The organism is Luteimonas flava (genome assembly GCF_036584485.1).
Taxonomy (GTDB): Bacteria; Pseudomonadota; Gammaproteobacteria; order Xanthomonadales; family Xanthomonadaceae; genus Luteimonas; species Luteimonas flava.
In genome coordinates this window covers 486,456-511,170 of sequence record NZ_JAZHBM010000001.1, presented here as the reverse complement: position 1 = coordinate 511,170, position 24,715 = coordinate 486,456, and the positions used below count along the sequence as shown (strand labels likewise).

Annotated in this window: 20 protein-coding genes, 1 tRNA gene and 2 pseudogenes; 9 read left to right on the top strand and 14 right to left on the bottom strand. The window is 68.3% G+C overall.

Annotated elements, in window-relative coordinates; all coding sequences use genetic code 11:
• Nucleotides 1-13 precede the first annotated feature (13 nt).
• Nucleotides 14-1,588, top strand: coding sequence for a DHA2 family efflux MFS transporter permease subunit (locus V3391_RS02320; RefSeq protein ID WP_332076806.1), 1,575 nt, complete (start codon nt 14-16; stop codon nt 1,586-1,588).
• 86 nt (nt 1,589-1,674) lie between these two features.
• Here the strand turns inward: V3391_RS02320 and V3391_RS02315 are convergent, their stop codons facing one another.
• Both V3391_RS02315 and radA read right to left on the bottom strand, forming a co-directional pair.
• A complete protein-coding gene (locus V3391_RS02315) occupies nt 1,675-2,268 on the bottom strand; it encodes a hypothetical protein (protein WP_332076805.1) in 594 nt (197 codons plus the stop codon).
• Between the two features lie 26 nt (nt 2,269-2,294).
• Complete coding sequence (gene radA, locus V3391_RS02310; RefSeq protein ID WP_332076804.1) at nt 2,295-3,683, bottom strand: DNA repair protein RadA; 1,389 nt, start codon at nt 3,681-3,683, stop codon at nt 2,295-2,297.
• Nucleotides 3,684-3,896: 213 nt separating this feature from the next.
• Here radA and V3391_RS02305 point away from each other — a divergent pair, with 213 nt between their 5' ends.
• Nucleotides 3,897-4,952: a diguanylate cyclase gene (locus tag V3391_RS02305; protein ID WP_332076803.1), complete on the top strand. Its 1,056-nt coding sequence runs from the start codon at nt 3,897-3,899 to the stop codon at nt 4,950-4,952.
• 63 nt (nt 4,953-5,015) lie between these two features.
• Here V3391_RS02305 and V3391_RS02300 read toward each other — a convergent pair.
• From V3391_RS02300 to murJ, 6 genes are all read right to left on the bottom strand, one after another.
• A tRNA-Thr gene (locus tag V3391_RS02300) sits at nt 5,016-5,091 on the bottom strand.
• Nucleotides 5,092-5,127: 36 nt separating this feature from the next.
• On the bottom strand, nt 5,128-6,078 hold the full coding sequence (gene ispH / locus V3391_RS02295; RefSeq protein WP_332076802.1) for a 4-hydroxy-3-methylbut-2-enyl diphosphate reductase: 951 nt from the start codon (nt 6,076-6,078) through the stop codon (nt 5,128-5,130).
• Between the two features lie 349 nt (nt 6,079-6,427).
• Complete coding sequence (gene lspA / locus V3391_RS02290) at nt 6,428-6,919, bottom strand: signal peptidase II (RefSeq protein WP_332076801.1); 492 nt, start codon at nt 6,917-6,919, stop codon at nt 6,428-6,430.
• Nucleotides 6,919-9,735, bottom strand: coding sequence for an isoleucine--tRNA ligase (ileS, locus tag V3391_RS02285; protein ID WP_332077691.1), 2,817 nt, complete (start codon nt 9,733-9,735; stop codon nt 6,919-6,921). The genes lspA and ileS overlap by 1 nt, the downstream gene beginning before the upstream one ends.
• A gap of 65 nt (nt 9,736-9,800) precedes the next feature.
• A complete protein-coding gene (locus V3391_RS02280) occupies nt 9,801-10,772 on the bottom strand; it encodes a bifunctional riboflavin kinase/FAD synthetase (RefSeq protein WP_332076800.1) in 972 nt (323 codons plus the stop codon).
• 105 nt (nt 10,773-10,877) lie between these two features.
• Nucleotides 10,878-12,422 (bottom strand): murein biosynthesis integral membrane protein MurJ, encoded by a 1,545-nt coding sequence (gene murJ / locus V3391_RS02275; RefSeq protein WP_332077690.1) that lies wholly within the window; start codon nt 12,420-12,422, stop codon nt 10,878-10,880.
• A gap of 179 nt (nt 12,423-12,601) precedes the next feature.
• Between murJ and rpsT the strand changes: the two genes are divergently transcribed.
• The gene (gene rpsT / locus V3391_RS02270) at nt 12,602-12,874 is read left to right on the top strand and encodes a 30S ribosomal protein S20 (protein ID WP_232136107.1); all 273 of its coding nucleotides are present in this window, start codon (nt 12,602-12,604) and stop codon (nt 12,872-12,874) included.
• 541 nt (nt 12,875-13,415) lie between these two features.
• Here rpsT and cgtA read toward each other — a convergent pair.
• From cgtA to rplU, 3 genes are all read right to left on the bottom strand, one after another.
• Nucleotides 13,416-14,456: an Obg family GTPase CgtA gene (gene cgtA / locus V3391_RS02265; protein ID WP_332076799.1), complete on the bottom strand. Its 1,041-nt coding sequence runs from the start codon at nt 14,454-14,456 to the stop codon at nt 13,416-13,418.
• Between the two features lie 217 nt (nt 14,457-14,673).
• Entirely contained in the window at nt 14,674-14,934 is a 261-nt protein-coding gene (gene rpmA, locus V3391_RS02260) for a 50S ribosomal protein L27 (protein ID WP_332076798.1), read from the bottom strand.
• Between the two features lie 12 nt (nt 14,935-14,946).
• Nucleotides 14,947-15,267, bottom strand: coding sequence for a 50S ribosomal protein L21 (rplU, locus tag V3391_RS02255; protein ID WP_332076797.1), 321 nt, complete (start codon nt 15,265-15,267; stop codon nt 14,947-14,949).
• 352 nt (nt 15,268-15,619) lie between these two features.
• Between rplU and uvrA the strand changes: the two are divergent.
• The 3 genes and pseudogenes from uvrA to V3391_RS02240 form a co-directional block, all read left to right on the top strand.
• Nucleotides 15,620-18,502 (top strand): annotated as a pseudogene (gene uvrA, locus V3391_RS02250) (excinuclease ABC subunit UvrA); the annotation flags it as partial.
• Nucleotides 18,503-18,693: 191 nt separating this feature from the next.
• On the top strand, nt 18,694-19,104 hold the full coding sequence (locus tag V3391_RS02245) for an acyl-CoA thioesterase (protein WP_332076796.1): 411 nt from the start codon (nt 18,694-18,696) through the stop codon (nt 19,102-19,104).
• A gap of 109 nt (nt 19,105-19,213) precedes the next feature.
• Nucleotides 19,214-19,972 (top strand): enoyl-CoA hydratase/isomerase family protein, encoded by a 759-nt coding sequence (locus tag V3391_RS02240; RefSeq protein ID WP_332076795.1) that lies wholly within the window; start codon nt 19,214-19,216, stop codon nt 19,970-19,972.
• Nucleotides 19,973-20,140: 168 nt separating this feature from the next.
• Here the strand turns inward: V3391_RS02240 and V3391_RS02235 are convergent, their stop codons facing one another.
• The 3 genes and pseudogenes from V3391_RS02235 to V3391_RS02225 form a co-directional block, all read right to left on the bottom strand.
• Nucleotides 20,141-21,010 carry a sulfurtransferase gene (locus V3391_RS02235; protein WP_332076794.1) on the bottom strand — a complete coding sequence of 290 codons (870 nt, stop codon included), beginning with the start codon at nt 21,008-21,010 and terminating at the stop codon, nt 20,141-20,143.
• Nucleotides 21,007-21,827 (bottom strand): annotated as a pseudogene (locus tag V3391_RS02230) (NUDIX hydrolase). The gene V3391_RS02235 and the pseudogene V3391_RS02230 overlap by 4 nt, the downstream one beginning before the upstream one ends.
• A 131-nt stretch (nt 21,828-21,958) precedes the next feature.
• Nucleotides 21,959-22,651 (bottom strand): FKBP-type peptidyl-prolyl cis-trans isomerase N-terminal domain-containing protein, encoded by a 693-nt coding sequence (locus tag V3391_RS02225; protein ID WP_332076793.1) that lies wholly within the window; start codon nt 22,649-22,651, stop codon nt 21,959-21,961.
• A 181-nt stretch (nt 22,652-22,832) separates the two neighbouring features.
• Between V3391_RS02225 and V3391_RS02220 the strand changes: the two genes are divergently transcribed.
• From V3391_RS02220 to nth, 3 genes are read left to right on the top strand one after another with little or no spacing between them, the layout of a single operon-like run.
• A complete protein-coding gene (locus V3391_RS02220; RefSeq protein ID WP_332076792.1) occupies nt 22,833-23,615 on the top strand; it encodes an enoyl-CoA hydratase-related protein in 783 nt (260 codons plus the stop codon).
• A gap of 14 nt (nt 23,616-23,629) precedes the next feature.
• On the top strand, nt 23,630-24,022 hold the full coding sequence (locus tag V3391_RS02215) for a hypothetical protein (RefSeq protein ID WP_332076791.1): 393 nt from the start codon (nt 23,630-23,632) through the stop codon (nt 24,020-24,022).
• On the top strand, nt 24,019-24,708 hold the full coding sequence (nth, locus tag V3391_RS02210) for an endonuclease III (protein WP_332076790.1): 690 nt from the start codon (nt 24,019-24,021) through the stop codon (nt 24,706-24,708). The genes V3391_RS02215 and nth overlap by 4 nt, the downstream gene beginning before the upstream one ends.
• Nucleotides 24,709-24,715 lie beyond the last annotated feature (7 nt).

Genomic DNA, 24,715 nt, shown 5'->3' with positions numbered 1-24,715 from the left:
CGCCGAGGCCGCCATGTCCACGACCACCGCCGACGCGCCCGGGGCCCCTGCCCCGGCCGCGCCATCCGCGTTCCGTCCGCCGAATCTCGCGCTGACGACGATCGGCCTCGCGCTGGCGTCGTTCATGCAGGTGCTCGACATCACGATCGCCAACGTGTCGCTGCCGACGATCGCCGGCAACCTCGGCGCGAGTTCCAACCAGGCGACGTGGGTGATCACCTCGTTCGCGGTCAGCAATGCGATCGCGCTGCCGCTGACCGGCTACATGACCCGCCGGTTCGGCGAACGCAAACTCTTCATCTGGGCGACGTTCGCGTTTGTGGTCGCCTCGCTGCTGTGCGGCCTCGCATCGAGCATGGGATTCCTGGTCGCCGCGCGCGCGATCCAGGGCTTCGTCGCCGGCCCGATGTATCCGGTGACCCAGGCGCTACTGATCTCGATCTATCCACCCGCCAAACGCGGGCAGGCCATCGCGTTGCTCGCGATGGTCACCGTGGTCGCGCCGATCTGCGGACCGATCCTCGGCGGCTGGATCACCGACAACTACAGCTGGGAATGGATCTTCTTCATCAACGTGCCGATCGGCATCTTCGCCAGTCTCGTCGTCGCCAACCAGCTGCGCGGCCGCCCGGAGAAGCTCGAAACGCCGAAGATGGATTACGTCGGGCTGATCACGCTGATCATCGGTGTCGGCGCGCTGCAGACCCTGCTCGACCTCGGCAACGAGGAAGACTGGTTCGAATCGACGAAGATCGTGTGGCTCGGCATCACCGCGGTGATCGGCCTGGCGGTGTTCCTGATCTGGGAACTCACCGAAAAGGATCCGATCGTCAATCTGCGCCTGTTCCGGCACCGCAATTTCGCCTTCGGCACGATCGCGATGGTGCTCGGCTATGCGGCGTTCTTCGCCGTCGGCCTGCTGGTCCCGCTGTGGCTGCAGCGCAACCTCGGTTACACGCCGATCTGGGCCGGCTTCGCGACCGCGCCGATCGGCATCCTGCCGGTGCTGCTGACGCCACTGGTCGGCAAGTACGCGACGCGCTTCGACCTGCGCATTCTCGCCAGTTTCGCCTTCATGGTGATGGCCTTCACCAGCTTCCTGCGCTCGGGCTTCAACCTCGACGTCGACTTCCAGCACGTGGCGACCGTGCAGCTGTGGCAGGGCCTGGGCGTGGCGCTGTTCTTCATGCCGGTGCTGACGATCCTGCTGTCGGACCTGGAGCCGCACGAAATCGCCGCGGGCTCGGGCCTGGCGACGTTCTGCCGCACGCTCGGCGGCAGCTTCGCCGCATCGTTGACGACCTGGGGCTGGAACCAGCGCACCACGGTGCATCACGCACAACTGGTCGAACACATTCCCGCGCACGACCCGACGATGCAGCAGACCGTCGCCGCACTCGGCAACGGCGACGTGCAGCGCGGCGCTTTGATGCTCGACCAGATGATTGCCCAGCAGGCCGCGCAACTCGGCTTCAACGAGGTCTTCCACCTGCTCGGCATCCTGTTCCTGGTGGTCATCGCCTTCGTGTGGATGGCGAAGCCGCCGTTCGCGGCGAAGATGGGGGGCGCCGCGTCGGGCGGACACTGAGTCCCACGCGCGAACGCGGGAGCCCGCTCGCGCACGATGGCTCCCGGGAAAGCCGCATCGCGCGCAAGCGCGCTCCCGCCGCGTCGTCAGCCCGCTGCGAGCAGCGTCGCACCTGAGAGCAGACCCAGCACGATGCCGCCGAGCACTTCAGGCACCGTGTGCCGCGCCATCTTCAGACGCGCCCATCCGAGCAGCGGGATCGTGGCCAGCGCGACGATCGCCGCGGCCGAGCACAGCGGCCATGCGGCGACGCCCGCGAACGACAGGCTCGCCATGTGCAGCGACAGCTTGATCCAGCGGTTGGTGATGCCGGCGACGCACAGCATCGCGACCGCAGCGAGTACGCCGTTCGATGTCGCCGACGCACGGCCGCCCATCCACAGCCAGTAGCCGCCGGCAATCAGCAACGCAAGGACATACAGCAACGCAAGGACATACAGCAATGGTCGTTCCTGCCGCCGTGACGCATCCACTGTCTGCCAATGGCCGCCGCGGCGGCGCTGCCAGATGAAGAGCGACACGATCGCGATGGCGACGCCGATTCCTGACGTGGTGCGGGCGAGCGATGCCGGATCGACGCGCCAGGCGGCCAGCAGCGCAAGCGCTGCGAGCACGAGGAACGGATGCAGCACGATGGAGACGACGCGCGCAGCGGTCGTCGAACGGGACCTTCGGGGCATCGCCCGATGTTAGCCGGCGCGCCGCTTCAGATGTGGTCCAGCGCCTCGGCCAGGCGCTCGACGCCGATGACCTCCATGCCCTTGAAGCTGCCGGTCTTGGGCGCGTTCGCTTTGGCGACGATCGCGCGCTTGAACCCATGCGTTGCCGCTTCGCGCAGGCGCTCCTCGCCATTGGGCACGGGGCGGATCTCGCCACTCAATCCGACTTCGCCGAACGCGATGGTCTTGTCCGGCAGCGGCGCATCACGCAGCGACGACAGCACCGACAGCAGCACCGGCAGATCGGCCGCGGTTTCCTGCACGCGGATGCCGCCCACGACGTTGACGAACACGTCCTGGTCGCCGGTCATGATGCCGCCGTGGCGATGCAGCACCGCCAGCAGCATCGCCAACCGGTTGCCTTCCATGCCCACCGCGACGCGGCGCGGATTCGACAGCGGCGATGCGTCCACGAGCGCCTGCACCTCGACCAGCAGCGGCCGCGTGCCTTCGCGGGTGACCATCACGCAACTACCGGGCTGCGGCGTGCTGCCGCCGGACAGGAAGATCGCCGACGGGTTCGGCACTTCCTTCAGGCCACGATCGCCCATCGCGAACACGCCGAGCTCGTTCACCGCGCCGAAGCGATTCTTGAACGCGCGCATGATCCGGAAGCGACTGCCGCTGTCGCCTTCGAAATACAGCACCGCATCGACCATGTGTTCGAGCACGCGCGGGCCGGCGATGCCGCCTTCCTTGGTCACGTGGCCGACGAGGAAGACGGCCGTGCCGGTCTCCTTGGCGTAGCGCACGAGGCGCGCGGCGGTCTCGCGCACCTGGCTCACCGAGCCCGGGGCGGCAGTCAGCGATTCGGTCCACAGGGTCTGGATCGAGTCGGCAATGATCAGCTTCGGGCGCAGTTCCGATGCGTGCTGCAGGATGCGTTCGATGCCGGTCTCGGCCAGCGCATGCAGGCCATCGAGCGACAGGCCGAGGCGCACCGCGCGACCCGCGACCTGCGCCAGCGATTCCTCGCCGGTGACGTACAGGCCCGGCAGTGTGCCGGCCATCTGCGCCAGCGCCTGCAGCAGCAGCGTCGACTTGCCGATGCCCGGATCGCCGCCGACCAGCACCACCGCGCCCTCGACCAGACCACCGCCGAGCACGCGATCGAACTCGCCGATGCCGGTCGACACGCGTACGTCCTCGCCCTGCTGCACGTCCTTGAGCGCCATGACCCTGGGCGCATCGATCTTGCCGGCCCAGCCGCTGCGGCGCGACGCCGGCGAACTGGCGGCCGCCGCGCTTTCGAGCACGATCTCGGAAATCGAATCCCACGCGCCGCAGGCGCTGCACTGGCCCTGCCACTTGTTGAAATCGGCGCCGCACTCGTTGCAGACGAAGGCGGTGCGGGCTTTGGAAGCGGTCTTGGCCACGGCGTCTTTGCGAAAACGGAAGTCGCCGCAGCATAGCGGAGCCCCGTCGCAGCATCGGAGACCCACATCCGCGCGCGGCGATGTCCGACCACCGCCGCGCATGGGCCGAAGGTCATGCATGCTGCGGCACACGTCACGAAATCCGCCGCGCGCGTTCACGTTCGCTCTACAATTTCCGCGCACGTCCCCACGACTCCGCGAACCCGCACGCCGGTGCCCTACTACGACGACATCGCCGATCGCTCGCGCACCCCCGCGCTGCGCTTCGTGACCCGCATCCACCGCATGCGCATGCTCGGCACCCTGCTCTGCGCCGTGCCGATCGCGTCGGTGCTGCACGAAACCGGCGCGTCCGCGTGGACCTGGGCGGCGCTGCTCTTCAATGCGCTGGTCTGGCCGCAGATCGCCTGGCTGCTCGCGCGTCGCGCGCGCGATCCGGCGGCGGTCGAATACCGCAGCCTCGTCGTCGACGCTGCCGCCGGCGGCGTGTGGATCGCGGTCATGGGCATCAACCTGTTGCCGTCGGCGATCCTGCTGACCGTGCTCAGCGCCGACCGGTTCGCGGCCGGCGGCTGGCGTCTGCTGTCGCGCGCGCTGCCTGCACTGCTCGCGGGCTTTCTGCTGGTCTGGCTGCTGCTCGGCCGGCCGTTCGCGCCGGACACCTCGCTGCGCACCGTGTTCGCGTGCCTGCCGTTGATGTTCGGCTACCAGTTCGCATTGAGCGTGGTGACCTGGCGGCTGGGCCGCACCATCGCGCGCCAGAACCGCGAACTCGAACGCGCCACCCGCACCGATGCCGCCAGCGACCTGCCGAACCGTCGCCACTTCGACGCGCGCGCCGCGCATGCGTTCAAGCTGTTCCAGCGCAGCGGACGCCGGGCGGCACTGCTGCTGATCGACATCGACCAGTTCAAGACCACCAACGACCGCTACGGCCACGGCATGGGCGATGTGGTGTTGAGACGCGTGGGCGACGTGCTGCGCGACGTCGCGACGGGCGACGACGTGCCCGCGCGCTTCGGCGGCGACGAATTCGCGCTGCTGCTGACCTCCGCCGACCGCGAACTCGCGATCGTGATCGCCGAGCGCGTGCGCATCGGCGTCTCCACTCTGACGTTCGAGGCCGAGCCCGGCCTGACGTGCACGGTCAGCGTGGGCCTGGCGGAGACCCGCAGCGGCCACGCGACGCTCGCCGACTGGATCCGCGACGCCGACGCCGCGCTGTACCGCGCCAAGGCGGCGGGCCGCGATCGCGTCGAGATCGGCTGAGCGCCCGGGCAGCCCGCGACGCGCACGAAAAAGGCGACCCGGAGGTCGCCTTTTTCTTGAACCTGGTGCCGGAAATAGGAATCGAACCTACGACCTACGCATTACGAATGCGCCGCTCTACCAACTGAGCTATTCCGGCTTGGGACGCGAATTCTAGGGAGCGCGGCGCCTGCGGTCAATCGACCAGTTGCAGGCGCAGTTCCTTGGGCAGGGCGAAGACCATGTTCTCCGGCTCGCCGGACAGCTCGCGCAGACCATCCGCGCCGAGTTCGCGCAGGCGGTCGAGCACGCCCTGGACGAGGATGTCCGGCGCCGAGGCGCCCGCGGTCACGCCGATGTGGCGGCGACCTTCGACCCACCGTGGATCGATCTCTTCGGCGCCGTCGATCAGATACGCCTCCACGCCGTCGCGCTCGGCGAGCTCGCGCAGGCGGTTGGAGTTGGAGCTGTTCGGCGAGCCGACGACCAGCACCAGATCGCATTCGCGCGCGAGGTCGCGCACGGCGTCCTGGCGGTTCTGCGTGGCGTAGCAGATGTCGTCGTTCTTCGGCCCCTGCAGCACAGGGAACTTCTCGCGCAGCGCCGCGATGACGCCGCGGGTGTCGTCGACCGACAGCGTGGTCTGCGTGGTGTAGGCGAGATTCTCGGGCTGGCCGACGACCAGCGCGGCGACGTCGGCCTCGTCCTCGACCAGATAGATCGAGCCGGTGCCCGCTTCCGCGCGCCACTGGCCCATCGTGCCTTCGACTTCCGGGTGCCCTTCGTGGCCGATCAGGATCACATCTCGACCGGCGCGGCAGTGACGGGCGACTTCGAAGTGGACCTTGGTCACCAGCGGGCACGTGGCGTCGAACACCTTGAGACCGCGACGCGCGGCTTCTTCGCGGACGGCCTGCGACACGCCGTGCGCGCTGAAGATCACGGTCACGCCATCGGGCACTTCGTCGAGCTCCTCGACGAAGATCGCGCCGCGGCGCTTGAGGTCTTCGACGACGAAGCGGTTGTGCACGACTTCATGGCGCACGTAGATCGGCGCGCCGAGCGTCTCGATCGCACGCTTGACGATCTCGATCGCACGATCGACGCCGGCGCAGAAGCCGCGGGGGTTGGCGAGGACGATGTCCATAGAACCGTAGTTTACCGGAGCCCGTAACGCGGAAACGGAACAGAAGCACGACGGAGCGTCTTCCGCACGGCACATGCGTCCTCTCTCTTACGCCCGGGAGCCACTTGCTCGCGTGCCGATGAACGCCCTCGCGGCGACGCGAGGGCTGAGGCGCGAAGCGGGGGGGAACGGCGGGGCGAGGCCGCGGGAATGCTGCCCTTGAACCCCGAACATCGCAGATGTCCGGGGTCATACGGATATTCGCGAAAATACGGCCCTCCCCCGACGCGCTTTGCGCGTCGACCCCGGATCGAGTCCGGGGCAGGCTCTCTCCCGGATGGAGAGGTGCTGGATCAGCGGCTGTGGCGGCCTACTGCGCTTTCTTTGCCGGGAAAAACCCGAACAACGCGATCCCGATCGCGCCACCGACGATCGCCGCATCCGCCAAGTTGAAGGCCGGCCAGTAGTGCTCCTGCCAGTGCCACTGGATGAAATCGACGACGTGGCCGTGGATCTGCCGATCGATCACATTGCCCAGCGCGCCGCCGATCACCAGCGCGAACGGCAACGCGGTGCGCCAGTCGCGGCGCGGGGTTTTGGCCAGCCACCAGCCGAGCATGCCGCAGATGCCGATCGCGAGGATCGTGAAGAACCACTTCTGCCAGCCGCCCGCGTTCGCCAGGAAGCTGAACGCCGCGCCGGTGTTGTAGGTGCGGTACCAGTTCCAGAAGCCGTCGATGACCGGAATGGCGGTGTACTCGGGCAGCGAGGTCAGCACCCAGTACTTGGTCAGCTGGTCGAGCACGATCACCACGGCCGAGAGCACCAGCCATGGCAGCGCGTTGGGGGTCACCTTGGCCATCAGAACCACCTCCGGATTTCGCCCTGTCCATCGCGACCATCGGTCGCGATGTTCTCCACGCAGCGTCCGCACAGTTCGGCGTGCCCGGCATGCGCGCCGACGTCGGCGCGGCGCTGCCAGCAGCGCACGCACTTGGGCTTGGTCGTCGCGCGCGCGGTCACACCGATCGCGGTCGCCGCCGCATCGTCGACGATCGTCACGTCACCACTGATCAGCAGGAAGCGCAGTTCGTCGACCACCGGCGACAGCCAGTGCGTGTCCGCCACATTGCAGCGCAGTTCGATCTCGGCATCGAGCGCCGCACCGATCTCGCCGCTGGCGCGCATCGGTTCGAGCACCTTGGCCACGCGCTCGCGAAGGTCCAGCACACGATCGAAATCCTGCGCCGACCAGTCGGCATCGCTGCCGAGTTCCTGCAGACCGGTGTACCAGGTCGCGAACTGCACGTAGGCTTCGCGCGTGCCGTCCGCCGGCGCCGGCAGGTGGCTCCACAACTCGTCCGCGGTGAAGCTCAGCACCGGCGCGATCCAGCGCGTGAACGCTTCGGCGATGTGGTACATCGCGGTCTGCGCGCTGCGGCGGCCGACCGAATGCTCGGGCATCGTGTAGAGACGATCCTTGGTGACGTCGAGATACAGCGAACCCAGATCGACGCTGCAGAAGTTCGACAGCGCCTGCACGATTTCAGCGAAGTCGTAGCGCGCGTAGGCATCTTCGATGCGCGCCTGCAGCTGCGCCGCGCGATGCACGATCCAGCGGTCCAGCGCGACCATGTCCTGCGGCGCGACGCGATCACGCGCCGGCTCGAAGCCGGCCAGATTGCCGAGCAGGAAGCGCGCGGTGTTGCGGATGCGGCGATACGCGTCGGCGGTGCGCTTGAGGATTTCCTGCGACAGCGACATCTCGTTGCTGTAGTCGGCCGAGGCGATCCACAGGCGCAGGATGTCGGCGCCCAGCGTCTTCATGATGTCCTGCGGCTCGATGCCGTTGCCGAGCGACTTCGACATCTTGCGGCCGTGCTCGTCGACGGTGAAACCGTGCGTCAGGCACTGCCGGTACGGCGCCGCCTTGTCGATCGCGACACCGGTCAGCAGCGAGGACTGGAACCAGCCGCGATGCTGGTCGGAGCCTTCGAGATACAGGTCGGCCGGCTTCTGGTAGCCGCGCGCCAGCAGCACGCCTTCGTGGGTCACGCCGGAATCGAACCAGACATCGAGGATGTCGGTGATCTTGTCGTAGTGCGCCGCGTCGTCGCCGAGCAGTTCGCCGGCGTCGAGCGTGTACCAGATGTCAACGCCGTGCTCTTCGACGCGATCGGCGACCAGACGCATCAGCTCGGTGCTGCGCGGATGCGGCTCGCCGGTCTCGCGATGCACGAACAGGGCGATCGGCACGCCCCAGGTGCGCTGGCGCGAGATCGTCCAGTCCGGGCGCCCTTCGACCATGCCGGCGATGCGGGCCTGGCCCCATTCGGGATACCAGGTGACGTTCTTGATCGCGGCCAGCGCGTCGTTGCGCAGGTTGGCCTGCGACATCGAGATGAACCACTGCGGCGTCGCGCGGAACGCGATCGGCGTCTTGTGGCGCCAGCAATGCGGATAGCTGTGTTCGAGCTTCGCGAACGCGAGCAGGCTGCCCTGCGCGCGCAGCGCATCGACGATGACGTCGTTGGCCTTCCAGATGTGCAGACCCGCGAGCACCGTGTCGCCGATCGGCGGCGTCGACGGCAGATAGACGCCGCGACCATCGACCGGATTGAGCTGGGCAGCGGTGTAGCGGTCGAGCAGGCCGTAGGCCTTGCCGACGACGTAGTCCTCCTGGCCGTGACCGGGCGCGGTATGCACGGCGCCGGTGCCGTCTTCGGCCGACACGTGGTCGCCGAGGATCACCGGGATGTCGCGCTCGGCATAGAACGGATGCGCGAGCACCAGGTGCTCGAGCGCGCTGCCGGCGACGCGGCCATGCACGACGACATCGCCTTCGACGCCGTAGCGACGCAGCGCGCGTTCGGCCAATGCATCGGCCAGCACCAGCCAGCGGCGCCGGCCATCCTGCGCGACCGGGCCTTCGACCAGCGCGTATTCGAGATCGGCGCCCAGCGACACGGCGAGCGACGCGGGCAGCGTCCACGGCGTGGTGGTCCAGATCGGCAACACCACGTCGACATCGGCCGGCAGCGTCGCGCCGAACGCATGCGCGAACGCGGCGGAATCGCGCGCGACGTAGGCGACGTCGACCGCGGGCGAGACCTTGTCGGCATATTCGATCTCGGCTTCGGCCAGGGCCGAACCGCAGTCGAAGCACCAGTGCACCGGCTTCACGCCGCGGGTCAGATGGCCGTTGTCGACCACCTTGGCCAGCGCGCGCATCTCGTCGGCCTCGAAGCGGAAATCGAGCGTGCGGTACGGGTTGTCCCAGTCGCCGAGCACACCGAGGCGCTTGAAATCGCGACGCTGGATGTCGATCTGCTCGTTGGCGTATTCGCGGCACTTCTGCCGGAACTCCACCGCATCGAGCTTGACGCCGACCTTGCCCCACTTCTTCTCGATCGCGATCTCGATCGGCAGGCCGTGGCAATCCCAGCCCGGGATGTAGGGCGCATCGAAACCCGCCATGCCCTTCGACTTGACGATGATGTCCTTGAGGATCTTGTTGACTGCATGACCGAGATGGATCGAGCCGTTCGCATACGGCGGGCCGTCGTGCAGCACGAACTGCGGACGTCCGCGCGCGTGTACGCGCAGCTGCGCGTACAGGCCTTCCTCTTCCCAGCGCGCCAGCATCGCCGGCTCGCGCTTGGGCAGATCGCCGCGCATCGGGAAGTCGGTCGCCGGCAGGTGGATCGTCGACTTGTAGGGATTGGAGTTGCTGGCGTCTGCGCTCACGCGAAGTCCTGTCGTTGCGTTTCGTGTCGTGGGGAAGGCGGTGCGGCGAGGACGGCCCGCGCCTGTGCGGCGTCGAGATCCATCTGCGCGACCAGACTCGGCAGGTCGTCGAACTTTTCCTCGTCGCGCAGACGCGCGACGAATTCCACTTCGATGCGGCGGCCGTAGAGATCGCCGTCGAAATCGAACAGATGCGCTTCGAGCAGCGGCTCGACACCGCCGACCGTCGGCCGCGTGCCGAAGCTCGACACCGACGGCCACGGTGCATCACCGATGCCGTGCACGCGCGTGGCGTAGATGCCGCGCAGCGCCGGCACCTTGCCGCCGAAGCGCAAGTTCGCGGTCGGATAGCCCAGCGTGCGGCCGAGCTGCTGGCCGCGCACCACGCGTCCGGACACCGCGTACGGCCGTCCGAGCAGACGCGCGGCGTGTTCGAAATCACCGGCCACCAGCGCGTTGCGGATGTGGGTGCTCGACACGCGTTCGCCGTCGACGACCAGCGGCTCGATCTCGCCGGCGATGAAGCCCGCCTCGCGGCCCAGGGCCTGCAGCGTCGCCAGATCGCCGGCGCGTTTGTGGCCGAAACGGAAACCCGGGCCGACCCAGACTTCGCGCGCGCGCAGCCGCTGCACGAGCACGGCATCGACGAAGGCTTCGGGCGACATCGCGGCCATGCGCGCATCGAAGCGCAACAGACCGACCACGTCGGCACCGAGACCCCGCAGGCCTTCGAACTTCGCGCGCACAGGCCCCAGCCGCGGCGGCGGCGATGCGGCGGCGAAGAACTCGCGCGGCAACGGCTCGAAACTCAGTGCGGCAGCGTCGACGCCCAGCAGCTGCGCCCGCGCGACCGCGTGCCGCACCAGCGCCTGGTGTCCGAGATGCAGCCCGTCGAACGCGCCGATGCAGACCACGCTGCCGTCGGCACAGAGGGGCCCGCCGGCGATGTCGCGGAACAGCCTGCTCATGTGGGTCCGTTGCGGCGGGCGCACCAGTGCACGCCCGCGGAAAAAGTGACCGCCAAGTATAGCCGCCACCCGACCCGACCCGGGTTCAGCCGCCTCGCGCGCCGATCAGTGCCGCAGGTGCCGCGGCCGCAACCCCAGCGCGACCATCGCGACCGCATAGGTCGCCCCGCCCGCCCCGATCACCAGCACCAGCCAGCCGATGCGGTGAAGCGCGCCGTGGATGTCGGTCCAGGCGCCGATCCAGAACCGCAGGCCCAGCACGACGACCGCCATCGCCGCGCAGGCACAGGTCAGGCGCAGCGCGTAGGTCGCCCAGCCCGGCTCCGGCGTGAAGATCCCGCGCTGGCGGAGATACCGCCACAGCAGCGCCGCATTGACCACGCCGGCCAGCGCCGTCGCCAGCGCGATGCCGCCATGCGCACCGGGTACGTCGTAGAGCCACAGCGGCGTGGTCAGCGCGATCGTCAGCGCCACGTTCGCGGCGACCGTCCAGATCGCCGCACGCATCGGCGTCTTCGTGTCCTGTCGCGCGTAGAACGCGGGCGCCAGGACCTTGCTGAGCATGAAGGCCGGCACGCCCAGGCTCATCGCGGTGAGGCTGATCGCCGCCATCCGCGTGTCGTCGGCGCCGAACGCGCCGTAGTTGTAGACCGTCGCGGTGATCGGCTCGGCCAGCAGCAGCAGGCCCAACCCCGCCGGCACCCCGGCCAGCAGCGCCATGCGCAGGCCCCAGTCCAGCGACTGGTTGTAACCCTGCGCATCCTCGGCCGCGTGCCGGCGCGAGAGATGCGGCAGGATCACCGTGCCCAGCGCGACGCCGAACAGGCCCAGCGGAAACTCGATCAGACGGTCCGAGTAATACAGCCAGTCCACGCTGCCTGCCGCCAGAAGCGACGCGAACGCAGTGCCCACGAGCAGATTGACCTGGGCGACCGACGAGGAGAACAGCGTGGGCAGCATCAGCCGGCCGACCTTGCGTACCTCCGGATGCTTGAATCCGGGCCGGAAACGCGGGCGCAGCCCGAGGCGGCCGAGCGCAGGCCAGAGCAGCGCGAGCTGCAGGAAACCGGCGATCAGCACGCCCCAGGCGAGCCCCTGCGGCGGCAGTGCGAAGCGCGGCGCCAGCCACAGCATCGCGGCGATCATCGTCAGGTTGTGCAGCACCGGGGTGAACGCCGGCAGCGCGAACTTGCCGTGGCTGTTGAGGATCGACGCCGACAGCGACATCAGCGAGATGAAGAGCAGATACGGAAACGTGATGCGCAGCATCAGCGCGGTCTGGCCCAGCAGTTCCGGCTGGTCCGCCCAGCCCGGCGCGAACAGCCGGGCGATCACCGGCGCCAGCAACATGCCCAGCGCACAGACCACCAGCACCACCGCGCACAGCGCACCGGCCATGTGGTCGATGAAGGATTTCAGCGCGGCCCGGTCCCCGCGCTGCTTGATCTCGTTGAGCACCGGCACGAAGGCCATCGCCATCGAGCCTTCGGCGAACACGCGACGCAGGAAATTCGGGATGCGATAGGCGACAATGAACGCACTCATTGCGCCGCCGGTACCGAACAGCGTCGCCTGCAGCATGTCGCGGGCGAAGCCGGCGATCCGCGAAATCAGGGTCATCGCGCTGAACACCGCGCTCGAACGCAGCAGTCCGCCGCGCTTCTTCGGGGCCGGGCTGGCGGCCGCCGGATCGGGGGCCGTCACCAGATCGCGCCGTTCAGGCCGGGCCGGTTGACGCAAGTATCTGAAAGACCCATAATTTCCTGCTCAAATTTCCAGTTCGTCCGGCCAAGCCGGATTTTCACACGTCCAGCTTCCAGGAATCCATCGTGGCAAACATCAAGTCCGCCAAGAAGCGCGCCAAGCAGACCGTCGTGCGCAATGCGCGCAACTCCGCCCAGCGCTCGCAGCTCCGCACCGCCGTCAAGAAAGTGCTCAAGGCGCTCGAATCCAACGACGCCACCGGCGCACAGGAGGCGTTCAACGTCGCCCAGCCGATCCTCGACCGCTTCAGCTCGCGCGGTCTGATCCACAAGAACAAGGCAGCTCGTCACAAGAGCCGTCTGACCGCACGCATCAAGGCGATCAAGGCCGCTGCCTGATCCCTGCCCGGCCGCTTCGGCGGTCGATGCGAGAAGAACCCGGCCTTCGGCCGGGTTTTTTGTTGGGCCGCTCCAGGCCGATCCGGCATTGCGTGCGACGCGAACGCGGCACCGCGCGATGACGGGCGGATCTGCGCTGCGTTGCCGGGGGCCAAGCGAGGATCGCCGGACATGCGCACGTGCGCCAGCAGCCGATTTTCGACGCGCTTACGGCCTGCCTCACTGCAGTGTCGACACGCGTGCTGTGCAAGCCCGCACACCCCCAGTCGCGCGGGGGCCTTCGCCTAATCGCGAAGCCAACGCACGCGCCGGCCAGCAGATACGTCGTCAGCGACGATGCGAAGACGTTTGTCGGGCGCCGAAGCGCGACCGCGCGCACGGCTGGAGCGCGCCATTCGCAGTCGGCCGGCTTGACCGAGGACGCCGACGCGATCGGGCGCGTGCCGCGCTGACACCGTGGGCAATACGCCCGCACGCAGGCGCTGCGCGATCAGAACCGGCGTCGCGAGACCGGGCAGCGCAATCTCGCTGCTTGCGCGCCTCAGACGGCGTCCGCGGCCTCGCGTGCCTCGCGATCCATGTCGTCGAGGGTGGCCTGCAGCTTCAGCATGACTTCGCGGGTGCCGTCGTGGGCGAGGCCCGAGATCAGGAACCACGGCGCGGTCCAGCCGAGCGCGTCGATGATGCGCGCGGCTTCGGATTCGGCCTCTTCCGGCAGCAGCGTGTCGGCCTTGTTGATCAGCAGCCAGCGCGGCTTGTCGAGCAGCGCGGCATCGAACTTCTCGAGCTCGCGCTCGATCGCGCGCACCTGGTCGACGGCATCGGTGCCGTCGAGCGGCGCGATCTCCACCAGATGCAGCAGCACGCGCGTGCGCTGGATGTGGCGCAGGAACAGCGCACCGAGGCCAGCGCCGTCGGCCGCGCCTTCGATCAGGCCCGGAATGTCGGCGATGACGAAGCTGCGCGCAGGTTCGACGCTGACGACGCCGAGATTCGGGTACAGCGTGGTGAACGGATAGTCCGCCACCTTCGGCGTCGCCGCCGACACCGCACGGATCAGCGTGCTCTTGCCGGCGTTCGGGAAGCCCAGCAGGCCGATGTCGGCCAGCAGCTTAAGTTCCAGGCGCAGCGTGCGCTCTTCGCCCGGCTCGCCCGGCGTCGACTGCCGCGGCGAGCGGTTGGTCGAGCTCTTGAAGTGCATGTTGCCCAGACCGCCCTGCCCGCCGCGCGCGACCAGCAGGCTCTGGCCGTGCTCGGTCAGATCGCCGATCACCTCGTCGGTCATGACGTTGTGCACCACCGTGCCCACCGGCACGACGATGACCTTGTCGTCGCCGCCTTTGCCGTACATCTGCCGGCCCATGCCGTTCTCGCCGCGACCGGCGCGGAACATCGTCTGGTGACGGAAGTCGACCAGGGTATTGAGGTTCTCGTCGCTGACGATCAGCACGCTGCCGCCGTTGCCGCCGTCGCCGCCGTCCGGACCGCCGAGCGGAATGAACTTCTCGCGCCGGAATCCGACGCAGCCATTGCCGCCATTGCCGGCGGTGACAGTGATTTCGACTTCGTCGACGAGCTTCATGACAGGCAACCGGTAGAGCGGAACGGAAAGAGGAATGCAGGCCCGGGATGCGCGGCAGATACCACGCACATCGCCGGCCAGCTTACCCGAGGCGCCGGATCGCGATGCATCGCATCACGGGCGCACGGGGGGGGAGAACCGATGGCCACCGCGCGGCGGCCATCAACGAAAAACCCCGCCGAAGCGGGGCTTTCCGGTGTCACGCGTCGCGGGAGGCTCAGGCCTCGGCGAGCACGCTGACGGTGCGGCGGTTCTTCGGACCCTTGGTGCCGAAGTTAACCGTGCCGTCGACCAGCGCGAACAGCGTGTGGTCACGGCCAAGGCCGACGCCTGCGCCCGGATGGAACTGGGTGCCGCGCTGACGCACGATGATGTTGCCGGCTTCGATGGCCTGGCCACCGTAGATCTTGACGCCGAGATACTTCGGGTTGGAGTCGCGGCCGTTGCGCGAAGAACCTACGCCCTTTTTGTGTGCCATGCCTGCTGCTCCTTACTTGCTGCCACCGGCAATGCCGGTGATCTCGATTTCGGTGTAGTGCTGACGATGTCCCTGCTGCTTCATGTGGTGCTTGCGGCGGCGGAACTTGATGATGCGGATCTTGTCGGCGCGGCCGTGCGACTTGATCGTCGCGGCAACCGTCGCGCCCTTCAGCGCGTCGCCCAGCTTCACGCCATCACCGTCGCCCAGCAGCAGGATGTTGTCGAACTTGATCTCGCTACCCACGTCGCCTTCGAGCTTCTCGACGCGGAGGGTTTCACCTGCCATCACGCGGTACTGCTTACCGCCCGTGACGAGGACTGCATAACTCATGACCAGACTTCCTCTGTAGTTATTGTGGTCTCACCTGCCGCCATCGAGGGCGGACAGGAGCGGGATTTTAATGGGATCAGTGACTTGCGGTCAACCCGCTCTCCGGCGTCGCCGCGCAGCCGGCCCCGATCCGGCCCGGAGGGGCGGCTTCCCGCTCCGATCCCGCCCGCGGCGATGAACGGGCGCCATTCGCAGATCCTGCGACGGCCCGCCTGCAGACTGGTCCATCCGGAGTTTGCCCCCATCTGTCGGGCTCGCTAGTCTGATCGATTGCCCCGCGCCGCGCGCCCCGTGTGCCGCAGTGCGGGTCCGGACCGTCCTCCCCCCGTTCCACAACCGGATTCCCAAGCCGATGGCGATGGATACCATCCGCATTCGCGGTGCACGTACCCACAACCTCAAGAACATCGACCTCGACCTGCCGCGCGACCAGCTGATCGTCATCACCGGTCTATCGGGCTCGGGCAAGTCGTCGCTCGCGTTCGACACGATCTATGCCGAGGGCCAGCGCCGCTACGTCGAGTCGCTGTCGTCGTATGCACGTCAGTTCCTCAGCGTGATGGAAAAGCCCGACATCGACCACATCGAAGGTCTGTCGCCGGCGATCTCGATCGAGCAGAAGTCGACCTCGCACAATCCGCGGTCGACGGTCGGCACGATCACCGAGATCTACGACTACCTGCGCCTGCTTTACGCCCGCGTCGGCAGTCCGCGCTGCCCGGACCACGGCTATCCGCTGGAAGCACAGACGGTCAGCCAGATGGTCGACCACGTGCTGACCCTCGATCCCGAGCAGCGCTGGATGCTGCTGGCGCCGGTCGTGCGCGAGCGCAAGGGCGAACACGCCCAGGTGTTCGAGCAGCTGCGCGCGCAGGGCTACGTGCGCGTACGCGTCGACGGCGAGCTCTACGAGATCGACGGCCTGCCCACGCTCGCGCTGCGCCAGAAGCACACGATCGAAGCCGTGATCGACCGCTTCAAGGTCCGCGAGGACATGAAACAGCGCCTGGCCGAGTCCTTCGAGACAGCGCTCAAGCTCGGCGAAGGCATGGTGTCGGTGCAGGCGATCGACGATGCTTCGATCGCGCCGCACCTGTTCTCGTCCAAGTACAGCTGCCCGGTCTGCGACTACGCGCTGCCCGAGCTCGAGCCGCGCCTGTTCTCGTTCAACTCGCCGATCGGCGCCTGCCAGACCTGCGACGGCCTGGGCGTTAGCGAGTTCTTCGATCCCGACCGCGTGGTCGTGCATCCGGAGCTGTCGCTGGCCGCGGGCGCGGTGCGTGGCTGGGATCGCCGCAACGCGTACTACTTCCAGCTGCTGCAGTCGCTGGCCAAGCACTACGGCTTCGACGTCGATACGCCGTGGCAGGAACTGCCGCAGGCCTCGCGCGACGCGGTGCTGTTCGGCAGCGGCACCGAGACGATCAACTTCACCTACATCACCGATTCGGGCGCGCGCACCCAGCGCAAGCACCGTTTCGAAGGCATCGTGCCGAACCTCGAGCGCCGGTATCGCGAGACCGAGTCGTCGGCAGTGCGCGAGGAGCTGGGCAAGTACATCAGCGAGCGGCCGTGTCCCGATTGCGGCGGCGCGCGCCTCAACCGCTCGGCGCGCAACGTGTTCGTCGCCGACCGGCCGATGCAGTCGCTGGTCGTGCTGCCGATCGACGAGGCGCTGACATTCTTCAACACGATGGAGCTGCCCGGCTGGCGCGGCGAGATCGCGGCCAAGATCGTCAAGGAGATCGGCGAACGCCTGAGCTTCCTCGTCGACGTGGGTCTCGACTACCTCACGCTGGAGCGCAAGGCCGACACGCTGTCGGGCGGCGAAGCGCAGCGCATCCGCCTGGCGTCGCAGATCGGCGCCGGCCTGGTGGGCGTGATGTACGTGCTCGACGAGCCGTCGATCGGCCTGCACCAGCGCGACAACGAACGCCTGCTCGGCACGCTGACGCGGCTGCGCGATTTGGGCAACACGGTCATCGTCGTCGAGCACGACGAGGATGCGATCCGCCTCGCCGACCACATCGTCGACATCGGCCCCGGCGCCGGCGTGCACGGCGGTGAGGTCGTCGCGCAGGGCTCGTACGAAGACGTACTCAAGGCACCGCGTTCGTTGACCGGCCAGTATCTCAGCGGCCGCAAGCGCATCGAGATTCCGGCCAAGCGCCACAAGCCGAATCCGAAGATGCAGCTCAGGCTGCTCGGCGCGTCCGGCCACAACCTCAAGAACGTCGACCTGACGATCCATTCGGGCCTGTTCACCGCCATCACCGGCGTGTCCGGCTCGGGCAAGTCGACGCTGATCAACGACACCCTGCATTCGCTGGCGGCGAATGAGATCAACGGCGCCTCGCACAAGGCGGCGCCGTATCGCGAGATCGAAGGTCTGGACCTGTTCGACAAGGTCGTCGACATCGACCAGTCACCGATCGGTCGTACGCCGCGTTCGAATCCGGCCACCTACACCGGCCTGTTCACGCCATTGCGCGAGCTCTTCGCGCAGGTGCCCGAAGCGCGATCGCGCGGGTATGCGGCCGGCCGCTTCAGCTTCAACGTGCGCGGCGGACGCTGCGAAGCCTGTCAGGGCGACGGCCTGCTGAAGGTGGAGATGCACTTCCTGCCCGACGTCTACGTGCCCTGCGACGTCTGCCACGGCAAGCGCTACAACCGCGAGACGCTGGAGATCCTCTACAAGGGCCACAGCATCCACGACGTGCTGGAGATGACCGTCGAGGACGCACTGGGCCTGTTCGAGAACCTGCCGCCGATCGCCCGCAAGCTCGAAACGCTGGTCGATGTGGGCCTGGCCTACGTCAAGCTCGGCCAGAGCGCGACGACGCTGTCGGGCGGCGAGGCGCAGCGCGTCAAGCTGTCGAAGGAACTCTCGCGTCGCGACACCGGGCGCACGCTGTATATCCTCGACGAACCGACGACCGGCCTGCACTTCCACGACATCGAGCATCTGCTCGCCGTGCTGCACAAGCTGCGCGACGACGGCAATACTGTGGTCGTGATCGAGCACAACCTCGACGTGATCAAGACCGCGGACTGGGTCATCGATCTCGGCCCCGAAGGCGGCCACCGCGGCGGCCAGATCATCGCCGAGGGCACGCCCGAACAGGTCGCGGCGATGCCGCAGTCGCACACCGGCCAGTTCCTCGCGCGCCTGCTCGAGACCAAGCTGCCGGAGCCTGCGGCGCCGAAGCCGGAACGCAAACTGGCGCGCAAGTCGACGTCGCACCTGCCCAAGCCCTTGCCGCGCAAGGGCGCCTCCACGAAGGCCGCGGAGGCCGATGCGAAAGTGCGCGCGGAACTGATGAAGGCCGGCTCGAAGCATGTCGACCCCGACGCGGATGCGGCGACGCCGCCGGTCGAGAAGAAAACCGCCGCAAAACGGGCGCCGAAGAAGAAGGGAGCCAAGGCATGAGCGAATCGAAAGTGTTGATCCGGATGCCGATCGAGCTGCGCTGGCGCGATCTCGATGCGTTCAACCACGTCAACAATTCCAACTTCATGACCTACCTCGAGGAGGCGCGCATCCGCTGGTTCGACACGGTGGGCGAGGCCTGGGTCACCGACGAGACCGCGCCGCTGCTCGCGGCAGTGCAGATGAACTACAAGGTGCCGATTCCGTATCCGTCGAAGATCGTCGTCGAACTGCTGGCCGATCGCCTCGGCAACTCCAGCGTGACGATCGGCCACCGCATTGTGTCCGACGACGGCGCCACGCTGCATGCCGACGGGCATGTGGTGATGGTGTGGATCGACCGCGCAACCGGGCGTCCGGTTGCGTTGCCGGAATCGGTGCGCGCGAAGGCACTCGCGGCCGGCTGATTCAGCGCGGCGCCTGCCATCCGCGGGCGCTGCATTTCCAGCGCCGGGCCACGGCCCGGACAGCGCGCTGCCGCTACCATGCGGAGTCTTCCCGCATGGACCCGACGCGATGACCGCATTGATCGAGACCCAGGACCACGGCCCGATCCGCGAGCTCAAGCTCGCCCGCCCGCCCGCGAACGCGCTCGATCCGGCGCTGTGTCTCGCGCTGCGCGATGCGATCGAGACCGCGGCCGCGGATGGCGTCGGCGGCGTCGTGCTTGCCGGTGGCCCGAAAGTGTTTTCCGGCGGCCTCGACGTGCCGCATCTGCTGGCGCTGCCGAACGCCGCGTCGCTGCGCGATGCCTGGGATGCGTTCTTCGCTGGCGCGCGTGCACTCGCCGGCGCGCCGATGCCGGTCGTCGCCGCGATCGCAGGCCATGCGCCTGCCGGCGGCTGCGTGCTGGCGCTGTGCTGCGACTATCGCGTCATGGCCTCGGGCGCGTACCGCATCGGTCTCAACGAGACGCAGGTCGGCCTGGTCGCACCGGACGGCATCCAGCGCCTGATGCGCCGCACGATCGGCGCGCGACAAGCCGAACGGTTGCTCGTCGGTGGTCTGCTCGTCGATGCGGACGAGGCGCTGCGTCTCGGTCTGGTGGACGAACTCGCGGGCATCGATGAAGTGCCGCTGCGCGCACGCATCTGGCTCGAATCCCTGCTCGCCCTGCCCCGCGCCCCGATGCTCGAAACCCGCGCGATCGCGCGGGCGGATCTGGTGGAGGCGCTGTCGCCCGCGAACATCGAACTCGATCGCTTCGTCGATGCGTGGAACGCGCCGGATACGCAGGCGGGGTTGCGGGCGCTGGTGGCGCGGTTGGGGCGCTGAGACGGGCACCGAGCTGTTTCGACGCGCGGATTCCGACCGTCACCAGAGCGAAGTCGCTGGACCCCGGCCTTCGCCGGGGCGACGCAGAAAATCCCGTCATCCCGGCGACTGCCGGGATCCAGCGCTTCTCAGCAACGTCCAGAGCCGACCTGGGGCACGATCCGCCCGTCAGGCTTCACCGACCGCAATCTGACGCGCTGGATCATCCACCCAGCCACTCCACGACGGCGCATACAACCTCGCGCCATCGCGGCCGGCATGCGCCATCGCCAGCAGGTGGTGACACGCGGTGACGCCCGAGCCGCACATCACCGCCACATCGGTCGGCGCATGCCCGCCGAGCACCGCATCGAATTCCGCCGCGAGCACGTTCGCAGGCTTGAACCGCCCCGCGTCGAGATTGTCGGCATACGGCCGGTTGCGCGCGCCCGGCACATGGCCCGCGCGTGGATCCAGCGGTTCGACTTCACCCCGGAAGCGCGCCCCCGCGCGGGCGTCGAGCAGCAGACCGCCTGCATCGAGATGGCGCTGCACGGCGTCCGCATCACGCAGCAGCCGCGTTTCGTCGAAGGCGCCGGCCGCCAACGGTGACGCTGCGGTCTGCGGCGCCGCCGTCTCGACCGGCAGTTCGAGCGCACGCCAGGCCGCCCAGCCGCCGTCGAGCACGGCGACGTGCCGGTGCCCGGAGCTGCGCAGCAACCACCACAGGCGCGCGGCGAATGCACCGTCGCTATCGTCGTAGGCGACGACCTGCATGTCCGGTGCGATGCCCAGACGCGACAGCGTCGCGGCGAACGCATCGGCCTTCGGCCACGGATGACGACCGAGCCCCGGCCCTTTCGGACCCGACAGATCGCGTTCGAGATGCGCGTAGACCGCGCCCGGGATGTGCGCGTCACGCCACGCCGATTCGCCGGCGCCGTCGGATGCACCGGCGACTGCCAGCGTGAAGCGGCAATCGACGATGCGCAGGCCCGGATCGCCGAGCAGCGCCGCCAGCGTCGGCGCGTCGACCAGCGTGGCCCAGCGCGCGCTCATGCGCGCTCCAGACGATCGCGCAGGTTGAGCAGGATCGACGCCGTCGCGCCCCAGATGCGATGCGTGGGCGCAGCGGCGAGGGTTTCGTATTCGAGCACGTGGCGCATGCGGCCCCGGAATTCGATGTCGACGTGGCGCAGGCTGTCCGGCGCCATCAGGAATGCCAGCGGCGCTTCGAACACCTCGGCCACCTCGCCGGGTTCGGGCACCGCCTCGAAGTCGGGATCGAGCAACGCGACGACCGGCGTCACGCGATAGCCGGTGATCGTGGCCAGTGGATCGAGATAGCCGAGCGGCTGCACCTGCGCTGCGGTGAGACCGATCTCCTCGCAGGCTTCGCGCAGTGCGGCCTGCAGCGGCCCGCCATCGCCGGGCTCTTCGCGACCGCCCGGAAAGCTGACCTGCCCGGCGTGGTGGCGCAGCGTGTCGGTACGCCGCGTCAGCACGGCCTGCAAACCGTCGGCGCGGCGCACGAGACCGACCAGCACCGCCGCTTCGCGCAGCTCGACCGCACCGTCCAGCAGGCCGTCGAGTTCGTCGACGTTCCAGCCGCGCGCGGACGGCGGCGCATCGAGTGGATGCAGCGCGTGCGCGAGGCTGTCGGTATCGAAAGCGGTGTCGAAGGTGGCACTCATCCGCGCGCAGCCTCGCGCGCCGGCAGCTCGACGTCCATCAACCACTGGCGCTGGGCATCGCTCATCTGCAGCCAGCCGCCGATCTCCGCCAGGCTGCGCAGGCAGCCGTGGCAGGTGCCGTGTTCGTCGAGGGTGCAGACGCCGGTGCAGGGCGTGAGCACGGCGCGTGGGCGTTCGTCCATGCGCCGATTCTACCGGTGCACCGTCGCAGGCGCCGCGCACGCGGACGCGCATCGGCGTTGCACGCGGCCCGGAAACGACGACGCCGACGTGCAAGCACGTCGGCGTCGGGTATCGCGTATCGCAGTGCGGATCAGCGGGTGCTGAGCAGCTTCACCATCACGCCGACCGGCTGGCGTGCGATTTCCTGCGTGCCTTCACCGGTGACGAACTTGCCCGGCGGGAACACCACCTCGTACACCGCGTTGAGCGGCATCAGCGGCAGCACTTCGCGCAGACCGGCGATCGGGGCTTCCGACACGCGGAACGGCGGGGTCTTGTCTTCCTGGCTCAGACCGATGCCGGCCGGCACGATCAGGGCCTGGTAGGCGACTTCGACGGTGCTGCTGGTCGTCGGCTTGGCGCCGGCGCCGGCTTCGACGACGCGGTACATCACGCCGCTCGGCAGCGAGACCACGCCTTCGCGCGCCTTGTACTCGTTGATGAACGTGGTGGCCTGGCCCTCGTTCTGGGTCAGTGCCGCACGACGCTCGGCGACGATCTTCGCCTGCATGCGCTGCTGGAACGCGTTGTAGGCCGTGCCCATCTGCTCAGGCGTATAGGTCGGGTCCTTGCGACCGTGACCGTCCTGCAGGCCCTTGATGATCGTGTTGACGTCGACCGACTCACCGGTCTCCGCCAGACGATTGCCAAGATCGAAACCCAACGCATAGCTGAGCGTGGTGCGATCGTTCGCGTTAGCCGCGGGGGCTGCCGCCTGCTGCGCGAACGCCGCGCCGCTGAACGTGATGGCCGCGACGGCGGCCGCAATAAAACGCAACTTCATTCCGTGGATCTCCGCTAGGTCAGATTTCAATATCGCCTGTCGCGCGAAGGGGCGGTCGAACCGCCCCCTATGGACGCGCTAGGATACCGGTCGAAGGGCTTAACCGCCACTGACGACCCCCAACTAGACCGCGGCCGCCCCGACAAGTTCCACGGGCGGCGCTTTTGCGCCTGGAGTCTCCATGTCCGAATCCCCGCTGCTGATCGAAGACCAGGGCGCCGTGCGCGTCATCACCGTCAACCGGCCCGACAAGCTGAACGCGTTGAACTCGGCGACGCTCGATGCGCTGCACCACGCGTTCGATGATGCCGCGGCCGATGACGCGGTGCGCGTCGTGGTGCTGACCGGCGCCGGCCCCAAGGCATTCGTCGCCGGTGCGGACATCGCCGAGATGGCCGACCTGCGCCCAGTCGAAGGCCGCGATTTCGCATTGCGCGGCCAGGCGATGATGCGCCGGGTCGAAACCCTGCCCAAGCCGGTGATCGCGATGGTCAACGGCTTCGCGCTGGGCGGTGGGCTGGAACTGGCGATGTGCTGCCATCTGCGGATCGCCAGTGACACCGCCAAGGTCGGCCAGCCGGAAGTGAATCTCGGCCTGATTCCGGGCTTCGGCGGCACCCAGCGCCTGCTGCGTCTGGCCGGTCGCGCGGCCACGCTGGAGCTGTGCCTGACCGGCGCGCCGGTCAACGCCGAGCGCGCGCTCGCGCTGGGCATCGTCAACCGCGTCGCGCCGGCCGCCGAGCTGCAGGCGCAGACGATGGCGCTGGCCGAACAGCTGGCGAACGCCGCCCCGCTCGCATTGCGCGGCGTGCTCGACTGCATCAATACCGGTGGCGAAAGCGCGATCGGCGAGGGGCTCGCGTTCGAAGCGGCGCAGTTCGGCCTGATGTTCGCGACCGAGGACATGCGCGAAGGCACGCGTGCGTTTCTCGAACGCCGCAAGCCCGAGTTCAAGAACCGCTGAGTCGCCCGCACGCCATGCCGCACCGCCCGCCCGACGCCAGCGCCCTGCCTCCCGCGACACTCGAACGTCTCGTTGCGCTGCTGCGCGAGGACGACGTCGATGCCGCGATCGATGCCGGCCTGATGGACGCCTGGCCGGACGCCTGCGCCGAGGTACTCGATGCCGACGCACGCGCGTTGCTGCTCGCAACGCGCGCGCGTCTGCGCACCGCGTGGGACGCGCGCGCGCGCTTCGAGGCACGCAACGCGCGGCTCGCCCGCCGCGCCGAGGAACGCGAAGCCGCGCGTCGTGTCCCCGCCCCGCCGCCGGCCGCTGCCGATGCCGCGCCAGCGCGTCCTGCATTGCCGTCGAACGCCGCAGCGATCCTCGCCCGCGCCAAGGCGCGCGCGGCAGGCGGCACGCCATGAGCGTCCCGACGCCGACCGCCACGCCGAAACGGCGCGGCCCGACGATGACGCGCGCGGAGATCCACGAATTCCTGTCGCGGCTGCGCGAGATCGATCCCGAACCCACGACCGAACTCGAGTACACCACGCCGTTCGAACTGCTGATCGCGGTGATCCTCTCGGCGCAGGCGACCGATGTCGGCGTCAACAAGGCCACGCGCCGGCTGTATCCGGTCGCGAACACGCCGCAGGCGATCCTCGATCTCGGCGAGGACGCGCTCAAGCGCCACATCTCGACGATCGGCCTGTTCAACGCGAAGGCCAAGAATGTCATCGCGGCCTGCCGCATCCTCGTCGAGCAGCACGGCGGCGTGGTGCCGCGCGAGCGCGCCGCGCTCGAGGCCTTGCCGGGCGTCGGTCGCAAGACCGCGAACGTCGTGCTCAACACCGTGTTCGGCGAACCCGCGATCGCGGTCGACACGCATATCTTTCGTGTGTCGAACCGCACGGGTCTCGCGCCGGGCAAGGACGTGCGTGCGGTCGAGGACCGGCTCATGCGCGTGATTCCGGAGGAATTCCTGCTCGGCGCGCACCACTGGCTGATCCTGCACGGTCGCTACACCTGCAAGGCGCGCAAGCCGGATTGCCCGAAGTGCGTGGTGCGGGATCTGTGCCGGTTCAAGGACAAGACGGTGGGAAGCGCTTAGCCGCTCC

Coding starts and splice junctions, on each gene's coding strand:
- V3391_RS02320 (WP_332076806.1), top strand. CDS start 14: ATGTCCACGACCACCGCCGACGCGCCCGGGGCCCCTGCCCCGGCCGCG.
- V3391_RS02315 (WP_332076805.1), bottom strand. CDS start 2,268: ATGCCCCGAAGGTCCCGTTCGACGACCGCTGCGCGCGTCGTCTCCATC.
- ispH (WP_332076802.1), bottom strand. CDS start 6,078: ATGGACATCGTCCTCGCCAACCCCCGCGGCTTCTGCGCCGGCGTCGAT.
- lspA (WP_332076801.1), bottom strand. CDS start 6,919: ATGGCCAAGGTGACCCCCAACGCGCTGCCATGGCTGGTGCTCTCGGCC.
- ileS (WP_332077691.1), bottom strand. CDS start 9,735: ATGCGCGGCGATCTGCCCAAGCGCGAGCCGGCGATGCTGGCGCGCTGG.
- V3391_RS02280 (WP_332076800.1), bottom strand. CDS start 10,772: ATGAGCAGGCTGTTCCGCGACATCGCCGGCGGGCCCCTCTGTGCCGAC.
- cgtA (WP_332076799.1), bottom strand. CDS start 14,456: ATGAAGCTCGTCGACGAAGTCGAAATCACTGTCACCGCCGGCAATGGC.
- rpmA (WP_332076798.1), bottom strand. CDS start 14,934: ATGGCACACAAAAAGGGCGTAGGTTCTTCGCGCAACGGCCGCGACTCC.
- rplU (WP_332076797.1), bottom strand. CDS start 15,267: ATGAGTTATGCAGTCCTCGTCACGGGCGGTAAGCAGTACCGCGTGATG.
- V3391_RS02245 (WP_332076796.1), top strand. CDS start 18,694: ATGAGCGAATCGAAAGTGTTGATCCGGATGCCGATCGAGCTGCGCTGG.
- V3391_RS02240 (WP_332076795.1), top strand. CDS start 19,214: ATGACCGCATTGATCGAGACCCAGGACCACGGCCCGATCCGCGAGCTC.
- V3391_RS02235 (WP_332076794.1), bottom strand. CDS start 21,010: ATGAGCGCGCGCTGGGCCACGCTGGTCGACGCGCCGACGCTGGCGGCG.
- V3391_RS02225 (WP_332076793.1), bottom strand. CDS start 22,651: ATGAAGTTGCGTTTTATTGCGGCCGCCGTCGCGGCCATCACGTTCAGC.
- V3391_RS02220 (WP_332076792.1), top strand. CDS start 22,833: ATGTCCGAATCCCCGCTGCTGATCGAAGACCAGGGCGCCGTGCGCGTC.
- V3391_RS02215 (WP_332076791.1), top strand. CDS start 23,630: ATGCCGCACCGCCCGCCCGACGCCAGCGCCCTGCCTCCCGCGACACTC.
- nth (WP_332076790.1), top strand. CDS start 24,019: ATGAGCGTCCCGACGCCGACCGCCACGCCGAAACGGCGCGGCCCGACG.